11 protein-coding genes are annotated in these 17,891 nt (G+C 65.2%); 2 read left to right on the top strand and 9 right to left on the bottom strand.

From position 1 onward, the window contains the following. Positions 1–44 precede the first annotated feature (44 nt). Complete coding sequence (locus tag AWH62_RS09550; RefSeq protein ID WP_075190242.1) at positions 45–521, bottom strand: universal stress protein; 477 nt, start codon at positions 519–521, stop codon at positions 45–47. Between the two features lie 72 nt (positions 522–593). Between AWH62_RS09550 and AWH62_RS09545 the strand changes: the two genes are divergently transcribed. Further along, complete coding sequence (locus AWH62_RS09545) at positions 594–1,226, top strand: hypothetical protein (RefSeq protein WP_075190241.1); 633 nt, start codon at positions 594–596, stop codon at positions 1,224–1,226. A 50-nt stretch (positions 1,227–1,276) separates the two neighbouring features. On the opposite strand, the gene AWH62_RS09540 is transcribed toward AWH62_RS09545, so the two are convergent. From AWH62_RS09540 to mutS, 5 genes are all read right to left on the bottom strand, one after another. Next, complete coding sequence (locus AWH62_RS09540) at positions 1,277–1,840, bottom strand: copper chaperone PCu(A)C (protein ID WP_075190240.1); 564 nt, start codon at positions 1,838–1,840, stop codon at positions 1,277–1,279. A gap of 86 nt (positions 1,841–1,926) precedes the next feature. Continuing rightward, positions 1,927–2,964 carry a tryptophan--tRNA ligase gene (trpS, locus tag AWH62_RS09535; protein ID WP_075190239.1) on the bottom strand — a complete coding sequence of 346 codons (1,038 nt, stop codon included), beginning with the start codon at positions 2,962–2,964 and terminating at the stop codon, positions 1,927–1,929. Between the two features lie 61 nt (positions 2,965–3,025). Then, complete coding sequence (gene murJ, locus AWH62_RS09530) at positions 3,026–4,570, bottom strand: murein biosynthesis integral membrane protein MurJ (RefSeq protein ID WP_075190238.1); 1,545 nt, start codon at positions 4,568–4,570, stop codon at positions 3,026–3,028. An 11-nt stretch (positions 4,571–4,581) separates the two neighbouring features. Further along, positions 4,582–7,392: a [protein-PII] uridylyltransferase gene (gene glnD / locus AWH62_RS09525; RefSeq protein ID WP_075190237.1), complete on the bottom strand. Its 2,811-nt coding sequence runs from the start codon at positions 7,390–7,392 to the stop codon at positions 4,582–4,584. 35 nt (positions 7,393–7,427) lie between these two features. Beyond that, complete coding sequence (gene mutS / locus AWH62_RS09520) at positions 7,428–10,121, bottom strand: DNA mismatch repair protein MutS (protein ID WP_075190236.1); 2,694 nt, start codon at positions 10,119–10,121, stop codon at positions 7,428–7,430. A gap of 118 nt (positions 10,122–10,239) precedes the next feature. Between mutS and AWH62_RS09515 the strand changes: the two genes are divergently transcribed. Continuing rightward, positions 10,240–12,525 (top strand): NADP-dependent malic enzyme, encoded by a 2,286-nt coding sequence (locus tag AWH62_RS09515; protein ID WP_075190235.1) that lies wholly within the window; start codon positions 10,240–10,242, stop codon positions 12,523–12,525. Positions 12,526–12,534: 9 nt separating this feature from the next. Here AWH62_RS09515 and AWH62_RS09510 read toward each other — a convergent pair whose 3' ends face one another. The 3 genes from AWH62_RS09510 to AWH62_RS09500 form a co-directional block, all read right to left on the bottom strand. Next, on the bottom strand, positions 12,535–14,154 hold the full coding sequence (locus AWH62_RS09510) for an MFS transporter (protein ID WP_233128290.1): 1,620 nt from the start codon (positions 14,152–14,154) through the stop codon (positions 12,535–12,537). A 28-nt stretch (positions 14,155–14,182) separates the two neighbouring features. After that, the gene (locus tag AWH62_RS09505) at positions 14,183–16,165 is read right to left on the bottom strand and encodes a hybrid sensor histidine kinase/response regulator (RefSeq protein WP_233128289.1); all 1,983 of its coding nucleotides are present in this window, start codon (positions 16,163–16,165) and stop codon (positions 14,183–14,185) included. Between the two features lie 138 nt (positions 16,166–16,303). Continuing rightward, the gene (locus AWH62_RS09500) at positions 16,304–17,833 is read right to left on the bottom strand and encodes a YifB family Mg chelatase-like AAA ATPase (protein WP_075190234.1); all 1,530 of its coding nucleotides are present in this window, start codon (positions 17,831–17,833) and stop codon (positions 16,304–16,306) included. Between the last annotated feature and the right edge of the window lie 58 nt (positions 17,834–17,891).

Here is a 17,891-nt window from a genome sequence, read left to right as displayed (position 1 = left end):
GGCGCTCTTTCGCCCACCATTCAACCACACTCGTGCTAGGGTTTTCAGACGAGCGCGTCGATCTCGGCTTCGTCCATGTCGCCCGGAACAACCGTCACCGGGACGGCGCGGCCTGAAAACAGACCCTTGCCGCGGGCCAAGGCCGTCACCAGCGGGCCGGGACCCTCGCCATTGGCCGACGCCGCGAGAACCAGCAGGGAGATCAGCGGATCTTCTTCGAGCAATTCGGACAGGACCTGACGGCGATCGCCTTCACGCAGAAACAGTTCCGGACGCTCGCCGGTCACCGCTTCGGCGTCTTCCGCCATCGACTCCAGCAGGGTCTCGGCGGCCGATTCGGCCTCGCGCTTGGCGGTTTCCGCAACGCCGATCCAATGGCTGAAATCACCCGGTTCATGCGTGGCGAGAATGGCAACATGCGCGCCCGTCGCCTGGGCCCGGCGGGCGGCAAAATAGAGTGCGGTCCGGCACTCGGTGCTGTCGTCCGCGACGACGAGAAACTTGCGCGTGCTATGCGGCATGACGCGAGTTTGGCGCCTGCCGCACGACACGTCCAGCAATTCATGCTAACCCCCGCAGCGAAAGGGAAATTTATGGACACTGCGACATTGATCGACCGCCGCAATGCCGGGACACCGCTGCGCAATTTCTCCGTGGATTCGCAAGCGATCACGTGGCGCGACGGGGAAGACGGCCCGCAACACAGCCTGGCGCTGACCGATGTCCGGCAAGTGCGACTGGCGGTCGAAATGGCGGGCCAGAACAGTCAAGTCGTGTGCCGTGTCAGCGCCTCCGACGGCCGCGAGATCGCGTTCGGGTCGATGCGCTGGGCCGGTATCGGCCAGTGGGAGGCCAATGCCCGCGACTTCCGTGATTTCCTGCGGGTGCTGCATGGCGGCCTGGCCGACCAGACGGGGCCGATCCGCTATGTTGAAGGTGCGTCGATGGCCTTCCTCGCGGTCATGACGGCGCTGGGTGGGGGGGTGGCGCTGATCGGCGCCGGCTTCTTCATCAAGCTCTTCCTGGTCGATGAAAACGCCATCGGACTGGTGCTGATCCCGGCGATCGCGCTCGGTGTCTGGCTGATGCGCCTGTTCTGGCCGAGGGCCGCCAAGGCCTACGATCCGGCGATTTACACAACAGCGCCCGACGATGGCAACACCAATGGTGGCACGGAGTCCGGCGCGGACCTGGCAGGAAACGAGGGTTCAGTAACGTCTCGTTAACCCAGCGGGATCCGCGCCAAACCGTCGGCCAAGGCCGCAAGGCCGGTCGGTCAGTCTTCCGCCGGGCTTTCCGGTGCCGTATTGCGCACGGAAAACGTAACCGCGATCTCGCCGGCCCGTTCAAAGACCAACACGCCCGGAACGGTATCGCCCTCTATGATCGGGGCAAGGCCGTGCACCATCAGGTGAAAGCCGCCGGGCATGAAGACCAAGGGGTCGGAATCAACAAGATCCGGCGGGGCGATCGGACGCATCCGCATCATGCCCTGCTCGTCCATTGTGTGGCCGTGCAGCTCAACCCGCCCGGCGCCGGTGACCTGCACTGACAACAGGCGGTCGGCATGACCTTGCGACAGGCGGGCCGTGAAATAGGCAGCCGTGACGTCGCGCCCGTTCGGGTGCGGCCGGATCCAGGCATTGCGCACCTCGATCACCGGCGCGATACCGTCATCCGGCAAGGGGGCCTGTTCGTCATCGGCCGCCGGCATGACGTCGCCATGGTGGTTCCCGGCGTGTTCCCGAGGACCCTGAGCGGCGTCCTGGTGGGACTCATCACCGCCGCCACAGGCGGTGAGCAGGGTGGCGAGCGCGACGAGCGGGACGAATTTCTGCATCTTCTTCTCCTCGTGAACCAGACCGGACCCGGCTGGTACAGTCGGTCTAGGGCATGGCGCGCATCGGCGGGAGTGCGGCAAAAAGCCTACCCCCAGAAGCCGACGATCTTCTTGGTCTCGGCGACGACCGGCTGGGCGACCGCGCGGGCCCGCTCGGCCCCCTTTGCCAGGATGCGGTCGATCTCGGCCTTGTCGGAGATCAGGCGACGATACTCGTCAGAGATCGGGGCAAGATACTCGACCGCGACGTCCGCCAGCGCCGGCTTGAAAGCGCCGAACCCCTGGCCGCCGAACTCACCGAGCACCTCAGCCTTGGTCTGGTTGGTGAGCGCTGCGTAAATGCCGACCAGGTTGGACGCTTCCGCCCGCCCCTCAAGCTCCTCGACCGTGGCCGGAAGCGGTTCCGGATCGGTCTTGGCCTTCTTGATTTTGCGCGCAATCATGTCGGCATCGTCTTCCAGATTGATGCGGGAATTGTCGGAGACATCCGATTTCGACATTTTCGACGTCCCGTCTCGCAGGCTCATGATGCGGGCGCCCGGGCCTTGAATGACGGGCTCGGTGATCGGGAAGATCGCTTCGCCCTTGCCGTAGTCACGATTGAAGCGGGCGGCGATATCCCGGCACAGTTCAAGATGCTGCTTCTGATCCTCGCCGACCGGCACTTCGGTCGCCTTGTAGACGAGGATGTCGGCGGCCTGCAGCACCGGATAGGTGAACAGCCCGACCGAGGCCCGTTCCTTGTCCTTGCCGGCCTTGTCCTTGAACTGCGTCATCCGCTCGAGCCAGCCGAGCCGGGCGACGCAATTGAAAATCCACGCCAGCTCGGCATGCGCCGGGACCGCCGACTGGGCGAAGATCGTGCTCTTCTCAGGATCAACCCCTGCGGCGATATAGGCGGCAGCAGCGCAGCGAACCGTATCCGGCAGGGTCGCCGGATCATGCGGCATGGTGATCGCATGCATGTCGACAATGAAGTAAAAACACTCCCGCGTCGGGTCTTCCTGCAACGCGACCCAATTCTTCAGCGCACCGAGATAATTGCCGAGATGAAGGCGACCGGTCGGCTGCATGCCGGACAGGACGCGTTGCGGACCTTTGTAATCGGTGGGCGTGTCACTCATGGGAGGGCCTTGCGGGTAAGACGGACAGGGACATGCCTCTTAGCGAGCGCAGGCGATTGCCTCAAGAGCGCTTGAGCGCCGCGCGCACCTCGGCCGGACGCAGCGCACCGGTCGTGAGCGCCGCCAACCCGTACACACCCAGCCCTGCCCCGCACACAACGAGAAGGGTCAGCAGCGTTGAATCGAACAGGATCGCCCGCAAGAGCTCGGCATAGTGTTCGGCGACCAGCAGGAAGACCGCCATGACCGCGCAGGCACCGAGAATGCGCGGCAGCTTGCCCAGAAGACGCGCATCCGGCTCAAGCAGGCCGCGCCGTTTCAGGGTGACCGCTAGCAGGATGGTGTTGACCCATCCTGCCAGCGCCGTCGCCATGGCGAGCCCGGCAAAGCCCAGCGGCCCGAAAAACAGTGCGAGGCCGACGGCCAGGTTCACAACCACGCCGACTGTCGCGAACTTCATCGGCGTCAGCGTGTCCTCACGGGCGAAGAAGCCGGGCGACAGCACCTTGATCAGTACGAAGGCCGGCAGGCCGATGGCAAACGGCACCAAGGCCTGGCTCACCATGATCGCATCGGCGGGCGTGAATTCACTGCGCTGGTAGATGCCGGTGGCCACGAAGACCGGGATGACAGCCAGCGCCGTCGCCGCGGGCAAGGTCAGGGCCATGGAAATCTCCAGTGCCCGGTTCATCGCATTCGACGCCGCCTCGACAGCACCGGCGCGGACCCGCCCGCTGAGCGTCGGCAACAACACCACGCCCATGGCAATCCCGACCACGCCAAGCGGCAATTGATAAAGCCGGTCGGCATAATAGAGCCAGGACCGTGCGCCCTCTTCGATGGTGGCGATGGATGAGGTCACCAGGATGTTGATCTGCGTCACCCCGGCAGCAAGGGCGCCCGGCACGCCCAGCACGATCAGGCGCCGAATTCCGGGAGACAGGCGCGGCAAACACAGGCTCAGGCGCAAGCCGGTGGCGCGGCACGCGGCGAACAACCAGGTCAATTGCGCGATGCCGGACAGGCTGATCCCGATCGCCAGATGCAACGCCAGACCTTCGCCCCCGGCCGGCGAAAAATAGAGAATGCCGATCAGGGTCAGGTTCAGCAGCACCGGTGCCGCCGCCGCGACCGCGAACCGGCCGTGCGAGTTAAGCACGCCGCTGAGCATCGCGCTCAACGACATCATCAACAGATAGGGCATGGTGATCTGGGTCAGCAGCACCGCCAGCTGATACTGGTCCGGCTGTCCGACGAAGCCGGGCCCCAGCGCATACATCAACCAGGGCATCAACAATTGCGCCGCGACGACAAGGATCAGCATAGCCGTCAGCAGGACAGACATGACCTGGCGGGCAAATTGGATGGCTTCTCCGGCCTCGCCGGTCTCCAACTTGCCGGCATAGAGCGGGATGAAGGCGGAGTTGAACGCACCTTCCGCAAATATACGTCTGAAAAGATTGGGGAACTGAAAAGCTGTCAGGAATATGTCAGTAACGGCGCCCGCCCCCAGAGCCGCCGCCAGCAGCATCTCCCGCACCAGGCCAAGGACCCGGCTCGCCATGGTCAGCACGCCGACAACGGCCGTGGATCGAAGCAGATGCATCTGAACCCCTTTTACCGCAACACGCTCGCCCGGGCCCGGGCGATACCGCGTTGGGCCGCTTTCTTGTCGAAGGCGGTTTCGCTTTCGGAAAAGACCGCCAGCAACCCGCTTTGCACACGCTCGACAATCGCCGCATCGACCAGTTTTTCGCCGCGATGGGTGACATAGAACACGTCCGTCGCCCGCTCGCCATAACCATCGATCTGGGCTGAAGTAAGGGCGAGGTGTTCGTCGGCGAGGATGTCGGCAAGGTCGGCCAGCAGGCCCGGCCGGTCGCGCCCCGACGCTTCGATCACGGTCGCCTGCTCGGCGATCTCGTTGGAAATCGTCACATTCGGTGTCACCCGGAAAGCCGCGTCCCGGCGCTTGAGCGGCGCCGCCGGACGCCGCCTGACCGTGACCTCACCGGTTGCCACTTCGCGCAGATACTCAACCAGGGCCTGGCGCTGTACGGCATCATGCCGGCCATAGGGCTGGCCGGCGGCATCCTGGATGTAGAAGATGTCAAACACCTGATGCGACGCCGTGGTGTTGATGGTGGCCCCGACCACATCAGCGCCAACCTCGGCGAAGGCGGCGACGATATCGGCAAACACTCGCTCCCGGTCCGGCGACCAGATCATGACCTCGGTGGCCGCCCGACGCCGGTCAACACGCACCGCCGCCGAAGTCTGGCGGGCGCCATTGCGGGCATGGCGCACGAACGCGGCGTGGCGGAAGCGGTCTTCTTCCGAAAAGGCCGTCCAATAGGCGTCATTCAGCTCGGCGGTCCACCAGGCGGCAAAGTCCGGATTGACCCGTTCGAGGCGGGGCCGGATCCGGCTGCGGGCCAATTCCGCCTTGTCGGCAAGGGTTTCGCGCGCCAGTTGGAGATTGTCGCCATCACTCGACAAGACCTGCTCGGTCGCCGTGTAGAGTTCGCGAATGAGCTGGCCTTTCCAGCCATTCCAGACACCGGGGCCGACGGCCCGAATGTCAACAACTGTCAGGACGGTGAGCAGACGCAGCCGCTCAACCGTGCCAATGGCGGCCGCAAAGTCCGCCACTGTGCGCGGATCTGACAGGTCGCGCCGCTGCGCCGTATCGCTCATCAGGAGATGCGAGGCGATCAGCCAGGACACCAGTTCGGTCTCGGCCTCACCCACACCCATGCGTTCACAGGCCGTCAGCGCCCGCGCGGCGCCTTCGATACACTGGTCCCCGGCCCCCTTGCCGGTATCATGCAACAGGACAGCCAGATGCAGGGCTCGGCGATTCTGGATCAGCGGCGCCAGCTTGGTCGCCAGCGGGTGATCAAGCGGATGCAGCCCGTCCTCGATCTCGCGCAGGAGGCCAAGCGCCTGCAGCGTGTGCTCATCCACGGTATAGCGGTGATACATGTTGAACTGGGTGCGCGCGACAATGTCCCCGAACTCGGGCAGATAACGCCCCAACACCCCGGCCTCGGTCATCATCCGCAACACCGCCATCGGCGCCGCACTGTCCAGCAAAACCGCAAAAAAGGCCCGCGCCGCGCGCGGGGCTCGGCGGAAATCATCATCGATCAGATGCAGCGTCCGGCCGATCCGGGCCACGGCCTCGGGATGAAGGTCGAGACGCCGCGACGCCGCCACATGGAAAAAGCGCATCAAGCGGATCGGATCTTCGCGGATCTGGGTGGCGTGGGCAAAGTCGAGCCGCCCTTCGCGGACGATGAACTCGCCAACATCGGCATCCTCGGCCGCATCCATGCCCGGCGGAAGGAAACGCGCCAACCCCTTGGGCTTGGACTTCCAGGCATCGGCTTCCAGCTTGGCGCAGACCAGGCGGGTCAGGGCGCCGACATCCATGGCGGTGCGGAAATAGCGGCGCATGAAGCGTTCTACACCGCTTTCGGTATCGCCATCCTCAAAGCCCATGCGGGCGGCAATCTCGGGCTGGACGTCAAAGGTCAGGCGCTCATCCTTGCCGCCGGCCAGCTCGTGCAGGTGAAACCGCACCGTCCACAAAAAATCATCAGCGAGAATGTATTTCGAGACATCCTCGACCGAGAGCAGGCGGCTGCCGACCCAGCGCTCGAAAGCGTCGGCACCATAAAGAAACTGCGCCAGCCAGCGCATCAGTTGCAAATCGCGCAGCCCACCCTTGCCGGACTTCAGATTGGGTTCGACCGTGTAGCGCGACCGCCCGGCCTTCTCGATCCGGGCGTCTCGCTCGCGCAGCTTGGCCTCGACGAAAGCCGGCAGGTCACCGGCCACGACTTCGTCGCGAAAACGCTGGGCCAGGGTCGCGGTCGCCGCTTCTTCGCCGGCAAGATGACGCAGCGACAACAGGGCCGTGCGCTCGGACGCATCCTCGCTGGTCAGCGCGATGGTCTCGTCCATTGTGCGACAGGCACCGCCGCCGACATCAATCTTGAGGTCCCAGAGCGCATAGAGGAATTGCTGCAGGAAGGCGTCGGTCAGCTCACTCGGCGCATCCGGCTTGATCAGCATCAGATCAATATCCGAGGAGGGTGCCAATTCGCCGGCGCCAAATCCGCCCTGGGCACACAACGCGACGCCGGCCGACCCGTCCGGGTCTGCGGCGGCCATCGAGTCGAACAAGGCATGCAGGCACGCGCTCATCCCGTCGGACAGAAGATGTGCCGCGACCGCCCCACCGCCGGCACCGGACAGGCTGGCAAAGGCCTGGCCGCGGAACCGGTCAATCGAGGCGCGAACATGGCTCAGGGCCGATGCTCGCGCAGCCGGCGAGTCCCAGCCTTGCTGGGCCAGGGCAGCCGCCAGTTGCGCCCGCAATTGCAGACCATCCAGCGAAGCAGGCAGAACGGGCATCTTCATCGTGGGACCAATCTAGTTTACCGCAGGACGGGACGTCACGTTTTCTGCGTCATAGCCTTGAGGGCGTAAAGGACTTCCAGGGCTTCGCGCGGACTGAGCGCATCCGGATCAATCTGTGCCAAGCGTGTCTCGACCTCGGAGATGAAGGGTTCCGGCTCCGGTTCGGCGAGCGCAAAAAGCGGCAGATCGGTCAGGGCGGCCGCCGGTGTGCCATCCGCCTCAAGCCGCTCCAGGATGGCTTGCGCGCGCTTGACGGCCATGCGCGGCAGGCCAGCCCGGCGCGCCACCTCGATCCCGTAGGAGCGATCCGCCGCGCCGCTGCCAACCTCGTGCAGGAAGACAAGCTCACCCTTCCACTCGCGCGCCTTGAGCGAGACATTGCCGGCCGCGTCGAGATCATCGGCCAGCCGCGTCAGCTCGTGATAATGCGTCGCGAACAAGGCGCGGCAGCCATTGACGGCATGAAGATGCTCGGCTGCCGCCCAAGCGATAGAGAGACCGTCAAAGGTCGCGGTACCGCGGCCAATCTCATCGAGAATGACAAAACTGCGCGGCGTCGCCTGATTGAGAATAGCGGCAGTCTCGATCATCTCGGCCATGAAGGTTGAACGGCCGCGCGCTAGGTCATCGGCGGCACCAACCCGGGAGTAAAGCCGGTCTGCAATGCCGATCCGTGCCGTCCGCGCCGGCACATAACAGCCGGCCTGGGCCAGCATCAGGATCAGCGCGTTCTGGCGCAAAAAGGTAGATTTACCGGCCATGTTGGGGCCGGTCACGAAAGTCAGCCGGGCTGCCTCGCTGCCGGCGCCGTCGAGACGGCAATCATTCGGCGTGAAACGGCCATCGCCGGCCTTCGCCAAGGCCCGCTCGACCACCGGATGGCGCCCGCCCTCGATGTGAAACACGCTGTCGTCGGACATCACCGGGCGGCTGGCCTCTGAGTCCTCGGCCCATTCCGCGAGGCCGGCCGAGACATCGAATTCGGCCAAGGCCCGGGCGGCGGCCCGGATCAGCTCGGCCTGAGCCTCGACGCGGTCGCGCAGGGCCGCGAAAGTCTCGATCTCCATCGCCAGTGCCCGGTCGCCGGCCGACGCGATCTTGGCTTCCAGCTCGGCCAGCTCCGTGGTCGAAAAACGCACCGCATTGGCCATGGTCTGGCGATGGATGAAGCGCTCATCGCCCATCAGGGCGTCGCCATGCTTGGCCGTCACTTCGACGAAATAGCCCAGAACATTGTTGTGCTTGACCTTGAGGGCACTGATCCCGACCGCCTCGGCATAGGTCTGCTGCAGGCCGGCCACGACCCGGCGCGAGGCATCGCGCAGCTGCCGCAACTCATCGAGTTCTGCCCGCCAGCCCTCAGCGACAAAACCGCCGTCACGAGCCAGAAGCGGCGGCTCGTCGACAATCGCGCGTTCCAAGTCAGCGATCAGGGCGGCGAGGTCCGGCTTGTCATTCATGACCAGCGCCGTTAGCCCCTCAGCGATCAGGGCCGGCGGCGTATCGAGTGTCTTGTCGAGCAGGCGCGAGGCAATGATTTCGCCTTCCTGCAGGGCCGCTGCCAGAGATTTGAGGTCCCGCGGCCCCCCGCGTCCCAGCAACAGGCGCGACAGGGCCCGCTCGGCATCGCCGGCCTGACGCAGACGCTCACGCAGGTCACGGCGTTCGGCCCGCCCCCGTTCGAACCAGGCAATCGCATCCAGGCGCGCTTCGATCATCGCCACATCGGTCAGCGGCCGGGCCAGGCGTTCCGCCAGACGGCGGGCGCCGGGGGCCGTCACGGTGCGGTCGATCGCGTCGAGCAGGGATCCCTGACGTGATCCTGACAAAGTGCGCTCGATCTCAAGACTGGCGCGGGTGGCCGGATCAATGGCGAGGCTTGCTCCGGCCCGGATCTGGCGCGGCGGGGCCAGCTTGGCCGGCGCCCCGGCCTGTGACAGGGCGAGATAGTCCAGCAAGGCCCCCAGCGCCGCGCATTCGGCCTTCGAGAATTCACCGAAAGCGGTCAACTCCTGGACCTTGAACTGGTCCTTGAGCTGACGCTCGGCCGAGGCCGGGTCGAACTTGGCCCGCGGCAACGGCGTCAGCGTCGAGCGCGGTGCCAGCAGGGCCGCTTCCGCAAAAGCGCGCTCTTCGACCAGCAGCTCGGCCGGACTCATCGCGGCGATCTCGGCGGCGAGATGGTCGGCATGGACTGGCGAGACCCGGAAATCACCGGTCGAGACATCGGCCCAGGCGAGGGCCGCCTCGCCCGTCGCCAGCTGCGCCAGGGCGGCGATCCGGTTCGAGACGCGCGGATCGAGCAGGCTGTCCTCGGTCAGCGTGCCCGGTGTCACAACGCGTGTGATGGCGCGCTCGACCACCGCTTTCGATCCGCCGCGCGCCTTGGCCGCCTTGGGGTCTTCCATCTGCTCGCCGACCGCGACCTTGAAGCCGGCCTTGATCAGCCGGGCCAGATAGGCCTCGGCGGTGGCGGCCGGAACCCCGCACATGGCAATCGGTTCGCCCTGGTGTTCGCCGCGTTTTGTCAGGGCGATGTCAAGAGCCGCCGACGCCCGCACCGCGTCGTCGAAAAAGAGCTCGTAGAAATCGCCCATGCGGTAGAATAACAGCGCATCCGCTGGCGCCTGCGCCCGCAGGGCCAGGAATTGCTGCATCATCGGCGTCGCGCCCTCAGCAGAGGGGAAGGTGCGATCGCGCGGCACGGGGAAGGTCGACAGGGCGTTCATCGGCGCAGACGGTGGCGAGGTTTCGCCTTGCGTGCAAGGGGGTGAAGCGGCTAGAGCGCTGTAAGGCCCGGGACTTCAAAAATTTACCCGGAGTTTGGAAGTTACAAGGACATCGGTGATGAACGACAGAACCAGCCACGTCGAGGACGAGGAAGCCCTCGCCTTCCACAAGGATCCCGTTCCCGGCAAGCTGGCCATGTCCCCGACCAAGCCGATGGCGACCCAGCGCGACCTGTCACTGGCCTACAGCCCGGGCGTCGCCGTGCCGGTCAAGGCGATCGCCGCCGACCCCGACAAGGTCTACGACTATACCTCCAAGGGCAATATGGTCGCCGTGATCTCCAACGGGACCGCCATTCTCGGCCTCGGCAATCTGGGCGCCATGGCGTCCAAGCCGGTGATGGAAGGCAAGGCGGTGCTGTTCAAGCGCTTCGCCGATATCGACGCCATCGACATCGAGGTCGAGGAAGAGGACGCCGAGCAATTCATCGAATGCGTCAAACGCATCGGCAATACGTTCGGCGGCATCAATCTGGAAGACATCAAGGCGCCGGAAAGCTTCATCGTCGAACAGCGCCTGCGCGAATTGCTCGACGTGCCGGTCTTCCATGACGACCAGCACGGCACCGCCATCATCTCGGCCGCCGGCATCATCAATGCCTGCGAACTGACCAATCGCCGCATGGAAGACCTCACCGTGGTGGTCAATGGCGCCGGCGCGGCCGGGATCGCCGTCCTCGAACTACTCAAGGCGATGGGCGTGCAGCCGGACAATGCCATCCTGTGCGACAGCAAAGGCATCATCCACACCGAGCGCGACAATCTCAACCAGTGGAAGGCGGCCCACGCGATCGTCACCGACAAGCGCTCGCTGGCCGAAGCGGTCGAGGGCGCAGATTGTTTCCTCGGCCTGTCGGTCGCCGGCGCGCTGACCCAGGACATGGTCAAGACCATGGCCAAGGACCCGATCATCTTCGCCATGGCCAATCCGGACCCGGAGATTTCCCCGGAAGACGCCCGCGCCGTGCGCGAGGACGCCATCGTCGCCACCGGCCGGTCGGACTATCCCAACCAGGTCAATAATGTCCTCGGCTTCCCCTATATCTTCCGCGGCGCCCTCGATGTGCGCGCCCGCACCATCAATGAAGAGATGAAGATCGCCGCCGCCCAGGCACTGGCCGCCCTGGCCAAGGAAGATGTGCCGGACGAGGTCGCCGCCGCCTATCACGGCGCCCGCCCGACCTTTGGCCGTAATTACATCATCCCCTCGCCCTTTGATCCGCGGCTGATTTCCTATGTCCCGCCCTATGTCGCCCAAGCGGCCATGGATACCGGCGTCGCCCGCAAGCCGATCCCGGACATGGCCGCCTATCGCGCCTCCCTGGCCCGCCGCCTCGACCCGACCGCTGCCCTCTTGCAACGCATCCAGGGTGCGGTGATGGGACATGGCCGCCGCATCGTGTTTGCGGAAGGCGAGGAACCGTCCGTGATCCGCGCCGCCTATGCCTTCCAGAACCAGGAATTGGGCAAGGCCATCCTGGTCGGCCGCGAGGAGATCACGCGGGCCAATATGCGCCTTGTCGGCGTGCCGGAAGATTGTATCGAGATCGTCAATGCGCGACTGTCGGATCGCAATGCGGATTATTCCGACTTCCTCTACAGCCGCCTGCAGCGCAAGGGTTATCTCAAGCGCGACGTGCAGCGCATGGTCAATAATGACCGCAATGTCTTCTCCGCCTGCATGGTCAAGCTGGGCGATGCCGACGGCATGGTGACCGGCACGACGCGCGCTTATGGCGCCGCGCTGGCCGATATCTCACAAGTGCTCGACCCGGCCGAGGGCCAGCGCGTGATGGGCATGTCGATCGCGCTGGTGAAAAACCGCACCCTCTTCATCGCCGACACCAATATCGCCGAATTCCCCGACGAGGAGGCGCTTGCCGACATCGCCATGGAGACCGCCGCGGCCGCCAAGGGTTTTGGCTTCACGCCCCGCGTTGCCTTCCTGTCCTATTCGACTTTCGGCAATCCGTCGGGAGACCGCTCCGACAAGCTGAGCCGGGCCGTCCAGATCCTCGACGAACGCGGGGTGGATTTCGAATACGAGGGCGAGATGAATGTCGATGTGGCGCTCGACCCGTCACACCGTTTCCTCTACCCGTTCTCGCGCCTGAAGGGTCCGGCCAATGTTCTGGTCATGCCGGCCATCCATTCCGCCTCGATCGCCACCAAGCTCTTGCGCATGGCCGGCGGTGCCACGGTGATCGGGCCGATGCTGGTCGGCGTCGAAAAACCGGTCCAGATCGCCCGGCTGGGTGCGTCGGTGTCAGAGATCACCACGCTGGCAGCGCTCGCGGCCTATGATCCGGACAAGCATGATGTGGAAAGCGGGCTGGCGGAGTAGGGGTCAGCTCTATTCGGTCTGTCGTTCCGCGAATTTGTGTTCGCCTTTGGCAGCGGCCGGTCCGAACCGGATGACGACGGCAAGAAGAATGGCCGCCGGAATGGTCCAGGCCGCCGTGAGTACAAAGAAGACGACCCAGCCGACGGCATCCGCCAAAACGCCGGAGAAACCGGACAGGAACTTCGCGAACAGGGCGTAGAAGGAGCTCACCCACGCGTATTGGGTGGCGGCGCTAGCCGGATCAACCAGGCTCGACAAATAGGCGATGAAGACGGTTGTAACGAAACCGCCGGCCAGATTGTCACCGACGATCGCGATCAGCAATTTCCAGCTTTCGTCCGGCTGCGCCGTGGCGGCCAGCCAAGCATAGGCACCATTTGTCACAAGTGTGATGACCAGCCCGATCACCAAGGCCCGCATCATGCCGATCCGCAAGGCCGTCACACCGCCCACAAAGAGCCCGAACATCGTCGCCGCGAGGCCGGGTCCTGCCTGTATGCCACCAACAACAGCGCGGTCGAATTCAAGGTCCGAATACAGGGGCGAGGCCATCACACCCATGGTGAAATCGCTGATCCGATAGAGTGAAATCAACGCGACCACCGGGATGATCCACCAGCCGAGGCGGGCGAAGAAGTCCTTGAAGGGCTGCCACACGGCATTGACGACCTTCACCCCGAAACTGCCTTCAAGGGCGCGGCGTCCAACGCCGGCCTTCGGTTCCTTCATGAAGAAGACGAGGCCGGCCGAGATGGCCATCGCGGCGGCCATGACAAGAAACGAAACATGCCAGTTGGACCATTCGGATATCGCCAGACCCAGTCCGGACGTCATATAGGCGATGCGGTAGCCAAAGGAGTATGCCGCCGCCATGTTCGCCTGCATGTCATTCGACGCCGACTCGATCCGCCAGGCGTCAATCGCGACATCCAGGGTCGCGCCGGAATATGCCAGCAACAAAGCCGCGATTGCGATGGGAAGCAGGGTCGCGAGAGTCCGGAACACGGAGAGAGCCTCGAAGTGCTCGTCTTCTCGCACCAGAGACAATAAGCGCCGGTATTCATCTTCCGGTAGCTCCACGACCTGGGCGCCGGTTTCGTCCACAACCGGCTCGACGGGGTGAGTCACATTGCCGATGACGGCACCGGCATCTCGCTCCGGGTCAGCCTCGGCCGTTGCCAGTGAGTCCAGAAGGACCTGGTATTCGCCCGCTTCGATCTGGGCGATGCGCACACCGGTGTCGTCGCGGCGATAGGAAGCACCTGTCGGGTCTGTCGTCGCCACGAATCCAAGCGCAATAACCGTTCCGGCAATGGCCGTGACCATCCAGGCCCGGCGGGTGCCGAGACGCTTGGACAGGAGCGGAATTTTGACCCGATCAACGACCGGGGCCCACAGCCATTTGAGTGTGTAGGCCAGCGTAACAAAGTAGAAAAAACCAATGGTCGAACGGTCAATTCCGGCATCGCGGAGCCAGTAGGACAGCTTCTGGAAAACCATGTAGAGCGGAAGCCCGGACGCAAAGCCCAGGATCAGCATCGAGATCATGACCGGCGTCGCATAGACGACCAAGGTTTGCATGAAGGTGCGCTGCCCCGCAACGCCGGCAGTTTCTCGCAAGTCAGACATGGGCTTACCACTCCGGCAGGGGACGTTGTCACCCCATGCTGGCGCGGTTTCCGGGGCGGCACAAGCGGGTGAGGATGTCGGCGAGCTGGTCGGCGTCGAGCGGCTTGGTGAGGAATTCATCCATGCCGGCGCCCAGGCAGAGCTTGCGATCAGCCTCGCTATCATTGGCGGTGAGGGCGATCAGGGGCAGGCGGCAGCCGGCCTCGCGGGCGGCGCGGGCCACGTCCGGCCCGTCCAGGCCGGGCATGCGTTGATCCAGCAGGGCGGCATCAAATGCCTGTGATGTCAGGCTTTCCAGGGCGGCGTCACCGCGCGCGACCGGTGTGACCCGCACGCCGAGACCTTCCAGGCATTTGCGGGCAATCAGGGCGTTGACCGGATCGTCCTCGGCGACCAGCAGATGCAGGCCCGACAGGTCCGGCTGGAAACAGGCGCCCGGCGCCAGCTGGCCCTCCGGAACGGCTGTTGACCCGTCGACCGCCTGCCCGGATGTCAGTTGCGCCACAAGGGTCGCAGCCCGGACCGGTTTGACGAACCAATTGGCATCACCCTCGGCGACCAGGTCGGTGCGCTGCGCTTTTTCGGCCGGCGTCACCAGCTGCCAGACCTGGGCGCTGCCAGCGTCATCCGCCCACGCCGCGTCACACAAGAGCTCGCGACCTTCCGCCTTGGCCAGATCCGCGGCGGTCATGATCGCCGTGGCCTCGGCGCCGAGGGCTTCAAGCTGGTCGCACAGGCTTTCGCGCAGCGTGTCATTGGCGCTGGCGACAAAAACATGACGGCCCGACAGCGGCCGGTCGGTGCGCGTGGCCAGCACAGGCAGATCGAAGATCAGCCAGAATTTGGCACCCTCGCCGAGCCGGCTCTCAACGCCCATGGCGCTGTTCATGGCGTCAGCGAGACGGCGGACCATGGCCAGACCAAGCCCGGCCCCGCTTTCGGCGCCATTGCGCTCGGCAGCACCGCGCTCGAAATGCTCGAACAGGCTTTCCTGGTCGGCTTCGGAAATACCCGGCCCGGTATCGCTGACCGACAGGGCCAGCCGGTCGCGCCCCTCACTGTCCGGTGCATTGGCAATGTCGAGCCGGACGCCGCCGGCTTGCGTGAATTTCACGGCATTGCCGAGCAGGTTGTAGAGGATTTGCTTGAGCCGGGCGGCATCGCCGGTGATCCGTGACGGTGCGCCGGCGGCATGAACGACGCCGATTTCGAGGCCTTTTTCCTGGGCGCGCGGCGCGGCGAGTTCCACCGTCTCGCGGACGAGGTCAGCGACATCGACCGTCTCCGGACGCAATTCCAGCCGGCCGGCCTCCAAGCGCGACAGGTCGAGAATATCGTCGACCATCGACAGGGCATGATCGGCGGACGCCGCGATCGAGCGGACATAATCGGCCTGGTCGGGCTTGAGCGGCGTCGCTTCGAGCAGACGCGACACGCCGAGCGCACCGGCCAGCGGCGTGCGCAATTCATGGGTTACCGCAGCAAAGAAAAGGGATTTGGCGCGCTGCGACGCTTGCAGGTCATCGTGCGCAGCACGGCGGCTGGTGACGTCGCGACCCACCGAAATGACGCCGGCACCGTCCGGCAGGAGGCGCTCATCCCACTCGATCCAGATCGCGCCCTTGCGCGTCCGCATCAGCATTTCATAGCGCCGGGAATCCTGGGCCGAGACCGGCGGGGCAACCGAGAACCAGCGTCCGACCCAGTCCTCGCGCGCGCCACCAAAGGCCCGCAGGAAGGCCGCATTCACATACATCACCCGGCCACCATTTCCGCGCACGAGGATGAGTTCGCCGGCCGCGTCGAGGGCCGTCAGAAGCAGGGTGTCGATCGCGCCGGGCAGGGTGTCAAACGGGCTTGCGGTATCAGCCGCAGCATCGACTGCAATACCGGACCCGTCGCCTGGTTTCGGTGCGCCGGGCCGGCCGGAGGCAGACGCAGTCCCACCATTCGCCGCGATATCAGGCCGCGATGAACTGGCTGTCAGGCGATCTTCCGGCTCGTCGGCCATCTGCATCCTTCGGATCGAACTGCCTGATTGATAGATGATTTGGGTTAATGAAGCGTCGTTATGCCCCGCCTGGATTGACGAGTTTGCGGCAGGCCGGGCTGGCTCCGCGCTTCCCGCAGTCAAGGTGCCCGCCAAATCTCAGGCACGCACGGCCGGGTTGGCCGTCGGACCGGCGCGTTGCAGGCCACGGCGACAGGACAGGGCTTCGGCAATGTGGAGACGGCGCACGGCTTCCTGGCCCTCCAAGTCGGCAATGGTTCGCGCCACCCGCAGAACGCGGTGATAGGAGCGGGCGGTGAGCGCATGCTGGATGGCGGCCTCGTTCAGCAGCGCCTCGCCAGCCCGGTCCGGCGCGGCGACATGATCGAGCAGGTCGGTCGGCAATTGTGCATTCAGACAGCCGCGCCCGGCCTGTGCCTCCCGCGCCCGCGCCACCCGGGCAGCGGCCTCGGCGGTGCCTTCAACCGGGGGCGGCAGGGCGAGGTCGGCGGGCGTGACCGGTGGCACCTGAATCTGCAGATCGATCCGGTCGATCATCGGGCCGGATATGCGGGCCTGGTAATCAATGGCACAGCGCGCCCCGCGGCGACAGCTGGCGCCATCAGCGCCGCCACCGCCGCAGCGACAGGGATTCATCGCCGCGACCAGCTGGAAGCGGGCCGGATAGGCGATATGGGCATTGGCCCGCGCCACGGTGATGGATCCCGTTTCCAGGGGCTGGCGAAGACTATCAAGCACTTGCGGATGGAATTCCGGCAATTCATCCAGGAACAGAACCCCGCGATGCGCCAATGAGGCCTCACCCGGCCGGGCCCGGCTGCCGCCGCCGACCATGGCGGCCATCGAGGCCGAATGGTGCGGTGAACGGAAAGGCCGGTTCCGCGTCAGTCGGCCGCGCTCGAGCAGGCCGGCCACCGAGTGGATCATGGACACGTCGAGCAGTTCCGGCGCGGTCAGCGGCGGCAACAGGCCGGGCAGGCGCTCGGCCAGCATCGATTTGCCCGACCCCGGCGGGCCAACCATCAGCAGGTTGTGATTGCCCGCCGCGGCGATCTCCAGCGCCCGCTTGGCCCCTTCCTGTCCCTTGACCTGACGCAGGTCGACATCGGGGCCAGCCTCGATCAACTCGCCGGGCGCCGGGCGGTCAATCACCTGGCTGCCCTTGAAATGATTGATCAGCTGGATCAGCGTCGTCGGCGCCAGAATGGCCAGGTCACCACCGGCCCAGGCGGCTTCCGGACCACAGGCTTCGGGGCAGATCAGAGCCCGGCCGGCCGCATGCGCCGCCACGGCAGCGGGCAGGGCACCCGGCGCTGGCCGGATGCGCGCGTCGGCGCCCAGCTCACCAAAGGCCAGATAGTCCTCGGCCACATCCTTGGGCAGGACATCCAGCTCGGCCAGCACGCCGATCGCGATCGGCAGGTCGAAATGCGCACCTTCCTTGGGCTGGTCGGCCGGGGCGAGATTGACGATCAGCCGTTTCGACGGGAGCGACAGGCCCAGCGCCGAGAAAGCTGCCCGGACCCTTTCCCGGCTTTCGGCGACCGCCTTGTCGGCCAGCCCGACGATGGAAAAGATCGGCTGGGACCCGCCCGCAACCTGAACCTGTACATCCACAAGACGGGCTTCGGCGCCGTGGAAGGCCACTGAAGCGGTTCGAGCCGCCATGACGAATCTCCCGACATACCGGGGATTTGATTCACAGGCATCCGCCTGTGTCGCGCCC

This window comes from Maricaulis sp. W15, from assembly GCF_001924955.1.
Lineage (GTDB): Bacteria > Pseudomonadota > Alphaproteobacteria > Caulobacterales > Maricaulaceae > Maricaulis > Maricaulis maris.
Note: the sequence above shows the minus strand (reverse complement) of the source record. Positions and strands in the feature narration are given on the sequence as shown.

What these genes read in the sequence shown, in the direction of transcription:
- AWH62_RS09550 (WP_075190242.1), bottom strand. Translation starts at nt 521, where the DNA reads ATGCCGCATAGCACGCGCAAGTTTCTCGTCGTCGCGGACGACAGCACC.
- AWH62_RS09545 (WP_075190241.1), top strand. Translation starts at nt 594, where the DNA reads ATGGACACTGCGACATTGATCGACCGCCGCAATGCCGGGACACCGCTG.
- AWH62_RS09540 (WP_075190240.1), bottom strand. Translation starts at nt 1,840, where the DNA reads ATGCAGAAATTCGTCCCGCTCGTCGCGCTCGCCACCCTGCTCACCGCC.
- trpS (WP_075190239.1), bottom strand. Translation starts at nt 2,964, where the DNA reads ATGAGTGACACGCCCACCGATTACAAAGGTCCGCAACGCGTCCTGTCC.
- murJ (WP_075190238.1), bottom strand. Translation starts at nt 4,570, where the DNA reads ATGCATCTGCTTCGATCCACGGCCGTTGTCGGCGTGCTGACCATGGCG.
- glnD (WP_075190237.1), bottom strand. Translation starts at nt 7,392, where the DNA reads ATGAAGATGCCCGTTCTGCCTGCTTCGCTGGATGGTCTGCAATTGCGG.
- mutS (WP_075190236.1), bottom strand. Translation starts at nt 10,121, where the DNA reads ATGAACGCCCTGTCGACCTTCCCCGTGCCGCGCGATCGCACCTTCCCC.
- AWH62_RS09515 (WP_075190235.1), top strand. Translation starts at nt 10,240, where the DNA reads ATGAACGACAGAACCAGCCACGTCGAGGACGAGGAAGCCCTCGCCTTC.
- AWH62_RS09510 (WP_233128290.1), bottom strand. Translation starts at nt 14,154, where the DNA reads ATGTCTGACTTGCGAGAAACTGCCGGCGTTGCGGGGCAGCGCACCTTC.
- AWH62_RS09505 (WP_233128289.1), bottom strand. Translation starts at nt 16,165, where the DNA reads ATGGCCGACGAGCCGGAAGATCGCCTGACAGCCAGTTCATCGCGGCCT.
- AWH62_RS09500 (WP_075190234.1), bottom strand. Translation starts at nt 17,833, where the DNA reads ATGGCGGCTCGAACCGCTTCAGTGGCCTTCCACGGCGCCGAAGCCCGT.